9 protein-coding genes and 1 CRISPR repeat array are annotated in these 12,018 nt (G+C 39.9%); all 9 genes read left to right on the plus strand.

Going from position 1 to position 12,018, the window contains the following annotated elements; genetic code table 11:
• The first annotated feature begins 323 nt into the window (after positions 1–323).
• The 9 genes from A9239_RS02280 to A9239_RS02320 all read left to right on the plus strand — a co-directional run bounded on the left by A9239_RS02280 (position 324) and on the right by A9239_RS02320 (position 11,493).
• Positions 324–3,056 (plus strand): CRISPR-associated helicase/endonuclease Cas3, encoded by a 2,733-nt coding sequence (locus tag A9239_RS02280; protein WP_048154639.1) that lies wholly within the window; start codon positions 324–326, stop codon positions 3,054–3,056.
• Between the two features lie 30 nt (positions 3,057–3,086).
• Positions 3,087–4,667: a type I-E CRISPR-associated protein Cse1/CasA gene (gene casA, locus A9239_RS02285; protein WP_255361881.1), complete on the plus strand. Its 1,581-nt coding sequence runs from the start codon at positions 3,087–3,089 to the stop codon at positions 4,665–4,667.
• Positions 4,668–4,686: 19 nt separating this feature from the next.
• Positions 4,687–5,193 (plus strand): type I-E CRISPR-associated protein Cse2/CasB, encoded by a 507-nt coding sequence (gene casB, locus A9239_RS02290; protein ID WP_052712687.1) that lies wholly within the window; start codon positions 4,687–4,689, stop codon positions 5,191–5,193.
• 30 nt (positions 5,194–5,223) lie between these two features.
• Entirely contained in the window at positions 5,224–6,312 is a 1,089-nt protein-coding gene (cas7e, locus tag A9239_RS02295; protein WP_048154633.1) for a type I-E CRISPR-associated protein Cas7/Cse4/CasC, read from the plus strand.
• A gap of 21 nt (positions 6,313–6,333) precedes the next feature.
• Positions 6,334–7,077: a type I-E CRISPR-associated protein Cas5/CasD gene (gene cas5e / locus A9239_RS02300; protein WP_048154630.1), complete on the plus strand. Its 744-nt coding sequence runs from the start codon at positions 6,334–6,336 to the stop codon at positions 7,075–7,077.
• 96 nt (positions 7,078–7,173) lie between these two features.
• Positions 7,174–7,797 (plus strand): type I-E CRISPR-associated protein Cas6/Cse3/CasE, encoded by a 624-nt coding sequence (gene cas6e, locus A9239_RS02305; RefSeq protein ID WP_255361882.1) that lies wholly within the window; start codon positions 7,174–7,176, stop codon positions 7,795–7,797.
• Between the two features lie 28 nt (positions 7,798–7,825).
• Positions 7,826–8,737 (plus strand): type I-E CRISPR-associated endonuclease Cas1e, encoded by a 912-nt coding sequence (gene cas1e / locus A9239_RS02310; RefSeq protein ID WP_048154627.1) that lies wholly within the window; start codon positions 7,826–7,828, stop codon positions 8,735–8,737.
• Positions 8,715–9,023 carry a type I-E CRISPR-associated endoribonuclease Cas2e gene (gene cas2e / locus A9239_RS02315; protein ID WP_230629261.1) on the plus strand — a complete coding sequence of 103 codons (309 nt, stop codon included), beginning with the start codon at positions 8,715–8,717 and terminating at the stop codon, positions 9,021–9,023. The genes cas1e and cas2e overlap by 23 nt, the downstream gene beginning before the upstream one ends.
• Positions 9,024–9,140: 117 nt before the next feature.
• Positions 9,141–10,695: a CRISPR direct-repeat array (repeat unit 29 nt; unit sequence GAGTTCCCCACAGGCGTGGGGATGAACCG).
• Positions 10,696–10,878: 183 nt separating this feature from the next.
• Complete coding sequence (locus tag A9239_RS02320) at positions 10,879–11,493, plus strand: integrase (RefSeq protein ID WP_048119669.1); 615 nt, start codon at positions 10,879–10,881, stop codon at positions 11,491–11,493.
• The last annotated feature ends 525 nt before the right edge of the window (positions 11,494–12,018 follow it).

The following is a 12,018-nucleotide window of genomic DNA, read 5'->3' on the forward strand; positions in this document are numbered from 1 at the left end:
GCACCTTCTTTTCAGGTGCCTCTTCCTCTGACAGCAGTATAATTTTTGAAGGGGAAAGCCTGGTCATACAGATGATAACAGGCTCTAGGGAATAAATTGTGGAGATTAGTGTAAGCTTCGACATTAGATGTTTAGTATTGCTGGGTTGGGTTAAATGTTTTACGATATATTTTATGAATTATTTGTTGACTTTATATATTAAACAGATCAATAAATTTTAGAAATGTATATATATAATGTAATTAATAAATGTTTAATATTTATGAGTATATATTTTACTTGAAAAATTTGATGATAACATGAACAACTTATGCAATAATTTAATGCTTAATAATTGGGGAAAATCCTGCTCTATTGAAGACAAAGAAACTAATTATCACTTACTTGTATATCACTGTCTGGATGTTGCAGCTGTTGGGACTGTATTATTAGAAAAAGATAAGCTTTTAGCAAAAAAAATTACAGAATTAACAGGCTTCAACAAGGAAGAAACTCTATCTCTAATCCCTTTTATTCTAACTGTTCATGACTTAGGAAAATTTTCAGAAAGGTTTCAGAACCTTAAGCCAGAACTGTTAAAAGAACTCCGCCATCATGAGAGTAACAGGGCCTATATATTGCGGCATGATAGTATGGGATTTTTCTTATGGAATTCCATATGGAAGAGATTGTGGGATGAAAATTGTCTTAATTTAAATAATCTGGATTATGACATCTATGATTGGGATCTAGCGATTGAACCATTGATAAAAGCAGTTGCTGGCCATCATGGAAAACCTCCGGAATATGAAATTCACGGCGTTCCTGTAAACTGCAAAGAACTTTTCACGGAAGAAGATACTGAGATTGCTTATATTTTCGTAAAAAGTGTACTCCAGTTGTTTTCAGGTACAGACTTCAATGCTGCAATAAGAGATGACGACAGTGGAGATCCTTTTGAAAATCTGATATTAAAATTCAAAAAGTCGTCCTGGTTACTTGCAGGTCTTACTGTATTGTGTGACTGGATAGGGTCCAATAACAATTATTTCAAATATATTTCTGAGCCGATGCCACTTGAGGAATACTGGAACCGGCATGCACTTAAAAACGCCAAGGAAGCTCTATATGACTCTGGAGTTTTGCCTTCTACAGTTTCCTTGAATACAGGAATGGAAGTTCTGTTCCCTAATATTAAGACTCCAAGTCCACTGCAGTTACATGTATCTTCGTGTCCCATAGAAAAGATTCCTCAACTCTTCATAATCGAAGAAGCAACAGGAAATGGAAAAACTGAAGCTTCATTAACTCTTGCACACAGACTGATGTCAGTGGGGCTTGCTAATGGTATATTTATTGCACTACCAACTATGGCAACATCCAATGCGATGTATGAAAGGCTGGTAAGGACCTACAGAAATTTTTACCAGGAAAATTCAGACCCTTCGCTAGTGTTAGCTCACAGCGGGAACTATCTTTCTGATGAATTTCGGACTTCAATAGGTTTTAGCGAAGTAGAAGAGCTTAAACAATACAGCAGGATTGGAACCACAGAAGATGAAACGATCTCTGCCCAGTGCAGCAGATGGATTGCAGACAGCCGAAAAAAGGCGCTATTAGCTGATGTAGGAGTAGGAACTGTAGACCAGGCTATAATGGCAGTTCTTCCTACATACCACCAGTCCCTTCGAATACTTGGTTTGACTCGCAGTGTACTGATAGTTGATGAAGTTCATGCCTATGATTCATACATGAACACTTTATTATGTAAATTACTTGAACTTCATGCCTCTCTAGGGGGCAGCGCAATTTTGCTCTCTGCAACTATTCCTGCAAAACTCAGACAGAGATTGACAGATAGCTTTTGCAAAGGATTAGGAGTAGCCTGCGGAAGTCTAAAAGAAACAGCTTATCCGCTCCTGACTCATGTAAGTGAGATGGATACAGAAGAAATTCAAATTGGCACTCGCGAAGGAACTGGAAGAACAATCTATGTAGAATTTTTTAATGAACAGGTTTCAGTCGAAGAAAAGATTGTTAGTACCTCAAAAGAAGGCAAGTGTGTTTGCTGGATAAGAAATACTGTCGATGATGCAGTTGATGCTTATGAAAAACTCGTAAACATACTGGGAGAAGAAAAAGTAGATCTTTTCCATGCTCGTTTTGTCATGGGCGAGCGCTTAGAAATCGAGAATCGAGTTTTGAAGACTTTTGGAAAAGAATCCAATGAATCTACACGCAAAGGAAGAGTCCTGATCGCAACTCAGGTAATAGAACAATCATTGGATCTTGATTTTGATTATATGATAAGTGATCTTGCACCCATCGATCTGCTAATTCAAAGGGTAGGAAGACTCCAGCGGCACTCGAAACATGGTAGCCAGAGAGTGCCCGTATTTGGCATTTTTTCTCCAGAGCTTACCGAAAATCCACCGGAAAACTGGTATGCTGACTTTTTCCCTAAAGCTGCCTTCGTATACCCTAACCATGGTAAACTCTGGCTTACAGCTCGTCTGCTAGCGGAAAGAGGACAATTTACTGTCCCTGAAGATTTGCGTTTTCTAATTGAGGGTGTTTTTGGAGAACATTCAATAGAAACAGTTGCTCCAAATTTAAGGATATGGGAAGATAAAGCGGAAGGAGAATCAAGGGCAAAAATTGATGCGGCTAATCTGAATTCATTGAATTTTCAGGAAGAATACAAAAGGACACTTACTCAATGGGTTGATGATCTAATAACGCCAACCCGACTTGGTGAAGAAACGCTATTAGTTAGACTTGCAAAGTGGAATGGAAAACATCTTACTCCTTTTTTTAAAGATAAGCGCTATTCCTGGGAACTAAGCCAAGTAAGTGTAAGAAAAAGCAAGATTAAAAAATCTAGAACCTATGAAAAAACACTGAAAGTTGAAGTCAAAAAAGCATTGGATTCAATGCCGGACAAAGGAAAGTGGTCTATACTTGTCCCAATGTCCCCAGCGAGCGACAATGAATGGACAGGTATTGCTGTAGATGAATACAATAACGAAGTACATGTACGCTATAAACAGAAAATGGGCTTAAGTGTAGAAAAGTAAGAAGGAGGGAAAAACATCGCATTTAATCTGATTCACGAAAAGTGGATACCAGTCCAAAAAAAGGATGGAACAAAAGAAACCATTGCACCCTGGCAGCTTACTGAAGACCTCGAATTAGAAAACCAAATTGTGGAATTGGCATTTTCTCGTCCCGATTTTAATGGAGCACTTATACAGTTTCTTATAGGCCTTGTGCAAACAACAATGCCTCCAACGGATGAAAGAGCCTGGAAAAATGTGTTGATGAATCCACCGTCTCCAAAAGTCTTGAAAAATGCCTTTGAAAAAGTGGCTCATGCTTTTGATCTTGATGGAAATGGAGCACGTTTTATGCAGGATTATGAGCTTAAGGTTGAAGATTTTAAGAAAAAAGATGAACTTCCTATTGAAATGCTCTTGCTTGAGAGCCAGGGAAGAGATCTATTTATAAAAAGTGGGACCGTAAAACAGATTTGTAGACCCTGCCTTGCCATGGCTCTATTCACATTACAGACAAATGCACCTCAAGGAGGGCGTGGGCATCGTACATCATTAAGAGGAAGTGGACCACTAACAACAATAGTTGGAGGAAAATATCTCTGGCAAACTATCTGGTTAAATATTATTGAAAGTGAAGAATTTAATAATGAAAAACACGGAAACGCCATGAAAATTAATGATACCGATATTTTTCCCTGGATGGCACCAACCCGTACAAGTGAAAATGGCAGAGAGGTTTCCCTTTCCAATGTAAATCCTGCACGGATTTTCTGGGCTATGCCTCGAAGAATAGTAGTCGACTATCCCCCAGATGAAAAAGACTGCGTATGTGATGTTTGTGGGTCTAAAATAAAAAATCCGATAAGCAGTTATTTTACCAAATCCTATGGAGAGGCATATGGAGAATTGTGGAGGCACCCACTTACTCCTTATTACAACAATAAAGATAGAAAATTTCCCTATCATATGAATGAAGGAGGAATAACCTACAAATACTGGCCTGGATTTGTTTTTAACAGCAGTGAAATAGGGGAAAATGCCTTAACAATTCACAAATTCCATGAAAGAAGATTAAAACTTTCATATGTAGACTCTTTTTTTAAACATGAACCTCGAATTTGGTTTTTCGGGTACGATATTCACAATAATATTCTTACAAGATGTTGGTATGAAGGGCAAATGCCCTTAATTACGGTAGAAGAGAATTTTAAACTAGATTACGAGCAAACAACAATACAACTGGTAAAAATCTCTGAATATATTTTGAATAATATAAAAAGTTGCATAAAACTTGCAATCTTTGACCCAGATCATAAAGTAACTGGAAGCTTTTCTTTCATAGAAAGTCGATTCTGGAAAGATACAGAACCCGAATTTTATAACATTCTCTATGAATTGCATACAGTAATACTTAATGGAGAAAATAAAGCTGAAACAAAGCTGAAATGGTTGAATTATCTGTCAAGGAAAGCTGTGGATTTGTTTGATGAATATTCCCAGTCAGATTTCATAGGAATTGCAAACCCTAAGCGCATAGCAGATGCCCGTAGAGACCTTCTCAAATACAATTCTAAAAACGGAAAAAAAGTAAAGGAGATTTTAGATTTGCCTCTTAAGAATCCAACAAAATGATAAATACAGGTGATCCAGATTGGGAAATAAGAACACGATATCCTTTTCCGACCCCGAAATCCGCCAGATATTTTTTGAGTGGTGGGAAAATCTTGATGAAAGTCGGGGTAAGAGAGCAGAGTTAAGACACTGTCATAATATTAATGAAGTTGCATTTACTCCTTCTTTTCATAGTCTGAGAATAAAGCTAAGCCGATTCAGAATAAACCAAGAAGCATTAGCTGCAATAGCTGGTGTTCTCTCTCATGTAAAAAGCAATGATACGAATTCAAGTCTTCCAGCCCAAATGGCGACACCTAAACTCGGAAGTAAGAAAGCTGCTGTAAGCGACCTCCGATTTAGAAGACTGCTCACGATAGAAGACAGAAATGAGCTGTTTATAACAATGATACGCATAGTCCGGCTTTTAGATGAACGTGTAAATATTTTCGATCTTGCAAAAAGCATTTACTTCTGGAATAAGCGCACAAAGAAGCGATTGGCTTACAAATATTATGAAAATATACCTGTTGAAAAGAAAAAGTAAATTATTCAAAAATATAAGGAGGAAAATTAATTGACAGACTTTATACAGTTGCATGTACTTACATCGTACCCGCCTTCAAACCTTAACAGGGACGACCTCGGAAGGCCAAAGACTGCAGTAATGGGCGGGACCCAGCGCCTGAGAATCTCTTCGCAAAGCTTGAAAAGAGCCTGGAGGGCTTCGGATCTTTTTAAAGAAGCGCTTTCAGGTCATGTAGGTATCAGAACAAAAGAAATGGGAAATTTTGTGTACAAGGCCCTAACAACTGGTGTAAAATTGACTGATATTCTTGAAGGAAAACCTGAGTTTTCAACTACATATCCAAAAATGGAGGAAAAGAAAGCTGGAGAAATTTCAAAACAGATTGCATCAGTTTTTGGAAAATTGAAAAAAGAAGGATTTGAAATAGAACAGCTTGCTCACTTCAGTCCTGAAGAAATAGGGACTATTGAGAAGTTAATTATAGATCTTGCACAAAGCGGCAGGGAATTAACGGAAGAAAATAAAAATATTTTGAGGAAGAATAATACTGCCGTTGATATTGCAATGTTTGGAAGGATGCTTGCAGCTAATACTCAGTATAACGTGGAAGCTGCGGTGCAGGTTTCCCATGCAATAACAGTCCATAAAGTTGCAGTCGAAGATGATTTCTTTACGGCAGTAGACGACCTCAATAATGGAGAAGAAGACATGGGTTCTGGACACTTAGGAGAAACCGAGTTCGCAGCAGGACTGTTTTATATTTATATATGCATAAACCGTGATTTACTCAAAGAGAATCTGGGAGAAGATGGGGAACTCACTAAAAAAGCTCTCCAAGCTTTTACAGAATCGGCTTTAACAGTCTCACCTACCGGAAAACAAAATAGCTTTGCTTCAAGAGCTTATGCCTCGTACGTATTGGCAGAAAAAGGAAAACAGCAGCCACGTTCACTTTCTGTTGCATTCCTGAAAGCCCTAGAAGAAAAAGATCTCCTTGCTAGTGCCATAAAAGAACTTAATAGTACTCATGAGAAAATTGAGAGCGTTTACGGAAAATGCTGTGAAAACAAAATTGAAATGAACGCTTACACAGGGGAAGGATCACTCCAAGAAGTTTTGAAGTTCGTAGCAGAGTAAAGCCAGCTGAAAGGTGAAATTATGAAAAAATATCTTCTCTTTCGGCTTTACGGACCACTTGCTTCCTGGGGAGACATAGCTGTAGGGACACATAGGCCTTCATATGACCATCCTTCAAAATCGTCAGTGATGGGACTTCTTGCAGCGGCAATTGGTATCAGAAGGAGTGAAGACGGTAAACACAAGAAACTTGCAGAAGCTTATAACTTTGCCGTGCTTGTGAATTATCCGGGAACTTTTTTAAGGGATTATCACACAGCACAGATCCCCTCGACAAGTTCGATAAAAAAGCAGAAACATATTCTTTCCCGAAAAGATGAGCTTGCAGTTGAGAAAGAGAAATTAACAGCAGTTCTTTCTACAAGAGACTATTATAGCGACTCTTTGTATACGATTGCTATCTGGGCAAAAGAAAAATGTCCTGAAGGTTGCCCCTATTCTTTGGAACTGATTGAAAACAAATTAAAAGAGCCTGAGTTTGTCTTATATCTGGGAAGAAAGTCCTGTCCTCCAGCTCTGCCTGTAGAAGCTCAAATAGTTAGTGGAGAAAGTCTAAAAGAAGCTCTCGAAAAAGCTGAGTTTAAGTGTGAAGCATTTCTCAAATTACTGAATAAATCAGGGCAAGTAAGGCTTTACTGGGAAGGTGAAGAGGACGGACTTGTACCAGTTCATACGGTTACTCGCAGAGATCTTACTCTGAGCCGAAAAAGGTGGCAGTTTGCTGATAGAAAAGAACACTATACGATGCTGGAATTGGGGGAATAAGATGTATCTAAGTAAAGCAAACTTAAAACCTGATATTGTGACAAATAAAGAGTTCTGGAAGCTCTCCTGGAATTTTGGAGATAATTTCACCGTATTATATGGTCTCTATTTGCAAGTAACCCTGATAAACAAAGGGATTTTTTGTACAGGCAGGATGAAAAAAACGGTTTTCCTTTATTTTATATTTTGTCGGAGCAAGAACCTGAAGCAAATGTAGATTTATGGCAAATAGAATCAAAGGAATACAAACCTCTGCTTTCCACAGGTCAGAAGCTTGTTTTTTCATTGAGAGCTAATCCTATTGTAACAAGATGGGACGAGGATGAAAATGGGAAACCTCATCAGCATCGACATGATGTTGTGATGGACGCAAAGACCAGAATGGAAAAAGAAGTTATTTCAAAAAACAAGAGACCTCAAGTTCCCGAAATAGTCCAGAAAGAGGGATTTGAATGGCTCAGAAAAAAAGGAGATAACAATGGTTTTGAAGTAGAGGAAGGGCAGGTAATAGCTACAGGTTATCGATGTAATAGGTTCTTTAAGCCCAAAGATAAAAATCGTGGGGTAAAAGGGAAACACAGTGTAAATATAAGTACCATTGATTTTTCTGGGATATTAACTGTAACAAACCCTGAATCTCTAATAAACGCACTCTACAAGGGGATTGGCCCAGCAAAAAGTTTTGGATGTGGACTAATGCTTATCCGCCCTGCAAGATGAGAATTAACTGTGATGGGGACTTACCAGCATGCTGCCAAAACTGAAACCTATTACGATAAAAGAGAGATTTTCTCTTTTGTTTCTTGAGAAAGGAGAGCTCGATGTTATAGATGGAGCCTTTGTCCTTGTGGACAAAAACGGCGTCCGAACTCAGATTCCTGTTGGGGGAATTGCATGCCTGATGCTTGAACCGGGAAGCAGGGTATCGCATGCAGCAGCAGTTCTTGCAGCGCAGGTAGGCTGCCTCCTGATATGGGTTGGGGAAGCTGGGGTCAGGCTTTATTCTGCCGGACAGCCGGGAGGGGCAAGGGCGGATCGTTTGCTTTACCAGGCACAGCTTGCCTTAAATGACGAGGCACGAAGAAAAGTTGTTAGAAAAATGTATGAAATGCGTTTTAATGAAAAACTCTCGGAGAGCTACAGCGTAGAACAAATGAGGGGGATAGAGGGATCAAGGGTAAAAAAACTTTATGAAGTTTTAGCGAAAAGAGCCGGAATAAAGTGGAACGGACGCTACTATGACTACGCAGATTGGGATACTGGAGATCTGCAAAACAAATGTTTGAGCTCTGCCACTTCCTGCCTTTACGGAGTTACTGAAGCGGCAGTTCTTGCAGCCGGTTATTCGCCTGCAATCGGATTTATTCATACCGGGAAGCCCAGGTCTTTTATTTATGATATTGCTGATCTTTTTAAATTTGAAACTGTTGTGCCTGTGGCTTTTCAGGTGGCATCTAAAGCTCCTTCAAATCCTGAAAGAGCTGTAAGGCTCGCCTGCAGAGATGCGTTTAGAGAAACAAGGCTTCTGAAAAAAATAATCCCGACCATAGAAGAAGTTTTAGCTGCAGGTGCTCTTCCTATTCCTGAAAAGCCTCCGGAATCCATTCCTCCTGCAATTCCAAATGAAAGGGGACTTAATGATGTTGGTCATCGTCCTTGAAAAGACAACGCCTCGGCTAAGAGGAAGACTGACGCTCTGGCTTCTGGAAATTAGGGCTGGAGTATATGTAGGAGAGTATTCGGTCAAGGTAAGGGACATGATATGGAAGAATGTAGAAACCGAATTCAATGATGGAAATATTGAAGGAAGCGCCATTATGATCTGGTCCGCAAGAAATGAAATAGGATTCGATTTCAAAGTTCTCGGCGAAAACCGCAGAATTCCAAGAGAAATGGATGGAATAAAGTTAATATCCTTCATGCCCGAAACTAAAGTAGAAGAGTAAATTAACCGGAGATATTATGTTTTTGAAATATTTTATTTTTTATATAAAATACATTATAAAAAACGTTGTATATAGTAGCGGAAAAGTTTTTCCGACAAATAGTATAAAAGACAAACAGAGTTCCCCACAGGCGTGGGGATGAACCGGTTCAAGGGACCTTCTGGACATGTCTAGAATTGAGTTCCCCACAGGCGTGGGGATGAACCGGTCCCTAACAACGGCCTCACTAGTGTACATAAGAGTTCCCCACAGGCGTGGGGATGAACCGATGCCTCTTGTGTATATTCCCTGATTGATGTTGAGTTCCCCACAGGCGTGGGGATGAACCGTAATAATAGAGTGCAAACTATTTAAAGATGTCGAGTTCCCCACAGGCGTGGGGATGAACCGGTTCTATCAGACAAAGACAATAAAGAACTTGGGAGTTCCCCACAGGCGTGGGGATGAACCGTTCATAACAATCTCCGTTTTTTATCACTAGGTGAGTTCCCCACAGGCGTGGGGATGAACCGGCGGCAAACGAAGGGTCATGGCAGGCATCCGCGAGTTCCCCACAGGCGTGGGGATGAACCGTTTTACAGTCAGTTGGTGCGGTTAATTCATATGAGTTCCCCACAGGCGTGGGGATGAACCGCTGACGGGAGTGTAGGTGAAGAAACTGCTCTGGAGTTCCCCACAGGCGTGGGGATGAACCGAGATTGAACAGGATGGAAAATGTTATTGTGAGGAGTTCCCCACAGGCGTGGGGATGAACCGTTCCCCATCTCCTCTGCACTGGCATGCCGCTGGAGTTCCCCACAGGCGTGGGGATGAACCGTTGTACCGCAATATCATAACGGGAACTAGAAAGAGTTCCCCACAGGCGTGGGGATGAACCGAGTCACGGACAAATTACGTGATTGGTCTTGATGAGTTCCCCACAGGCGTGGGGATGAACCGTTGCATTAGAAGTAATCAAAATCTGTAATGACGAGTTCCCCACAGGCGTGGGGATGAACCGCCACAATGAAAATGTCATTATGCACCCTCCTCGAGTTCCCCACAGGCGTGGGGATGAACCGCATCGTTTTACCAGTACCAAACGTGCCATAGAGAGTTCCCCACAGGCGTGGGGATGAACCGCCCCGCTTGTCAACCCGTCGACATATGCATAAGAGTTCCCCACAGGCGTGGGGATGAACCGTTGGGAAGGAGAATCCACAAAGAACACTGAAACGAGTTCCCCACAGGCGTGGGGATGAACCGAGATATGGAGAAGTAGTGTTTGAGACTAGGATGAGTTCCCCACAGGCGTGGGGATGAACCGCTTAACGTCTCTATGAATCCTAGTCTCAAACAGAGTTCCCCACAGGCGTGGGGATGAACCGGATTCTGTGATTATTCGTATTATCCGCGATACGAGTTCCCCACAGGCGTGGGGATGAACCGTTTTCCCTCTGGCATTTGATTTCCTATAGCTGGAGTTCCCCACAGGCGTGGGGATGAACCGGAATTTTGTGGGAAATGGAAAGGATATGAGAAGAGTTCCCCACAGGCGTGGGGATGAACCGGATGCATACCTATCGAAATGAGAACCGATTCTGAGTTCCCCACAGGCGTGGGGATGAACCGTTAATGTAAGATGAGTCGCGCGGATTAAGGGAGAGTTCCCCACACATTTACTGTGATCTCACTTTAATAGGTGTTAGTACTATTGGTTTTCCTCTCAATGTCTTAACATAATATTAATAATTAAATGCAGTAGTTATTATCAAAATACTGTATTTTTCATATTATCTCAAGGGACATTCACCAATACAAATTTTAGTCAAACAATAATAAAGTATTTTTATGAAAAACAACTGTATAATAATAAATGAAAGAAAAGTATCCGGTTTCAGGATTTACAAGGGACAAAGAAGCCATTTATGTAAATGGAATCCGTATCTTTGTTCCTGTAGAATATGATAAGTTTAAGGCAGGAATTCCAAAAAAGAGACATAAAACTCTTTTTGAGCTATCAACAATCACTGGCATGAGGTATGCTGAAATTCAAAGGCTATACGATCATCCTGAATGGTACTCTGAGAGCAGGAACCAAATTCGTCTTAATGAAGATGCACAGAAGAAAGTGAAACGAAAAGCGAAGGAGAGAACCATTGATTTGTTACCCTCAACTTTTCCCTATATTCTTGATCAATTTTTTAACTGGCACGCTCCTCCAGATATTGACACCTGGAACCAAGACCTTAAAAGATGGGCTGTTAAAACTGATTTTAATCCATTTGGAATCTCAGCAAAAACTACAAGAAAAAGTATTGAATCTTGGATGCTAAGTTCAGGAGTACCGCCTTTTAAAGTTTACCAAAGACAGGGACACGATCCTCAGACATCTCTTTATCATTATCAAGGACTCAGCTTTACGGATATAGAGATGCACCAGATCAAAAAAAGATTAATGGAATGGGGTGTTCTTAGAACAGATAGTTAAAAAGAATAATAACCTAGCTGGTCTAAAATCTTTGGAGGTTTGCTTTCAAATCAACCGCGTGAATTATATTTGTAGGAATTATTTATAATTAGCATGAAAGTGCGGAACAAAACTGGCTTCTCCATGCTCCTTTTGATTTTTTACTCCTTCTCAAATTTAAACATTCTATGGCAATTCACTGATTAGTTTAGCAATGGTTTGAAAAACCAAAATTCGGACAACATTACTACCCAAGGTAATGAGGGATTAATAGTCAAAAAAGAGAGGGGAGAGTACTTTCATTTATTTGTGCCTGTTATTCAAAGAATATCATATGCGTTTTCTGTAAATTCAAAATCAAATTTTAGTTTGGAATACATACGGAAAAAGGATACTAAATAAGATTTAAGAAGACAACAACTAAAGAAGTCATAGTTTGATGAGATGTGAGATTATGAAGTTGTTGTCTTACTTAACTTAATCTACTTATCTGACATTGGTTTTGTACGATCGTGTAGATAAATGTAGTAGTTTTCCTATAAAACT

The organism is Methanosarcina sp. A14 (genome assembly GCF_001729375.1).
GTDB lineage: Archaea > Halobacteriota > Methanosarcinia > Methanosarcinales > Methanosarcinaceae > Methanosarcina > Methanosarcina barkeri.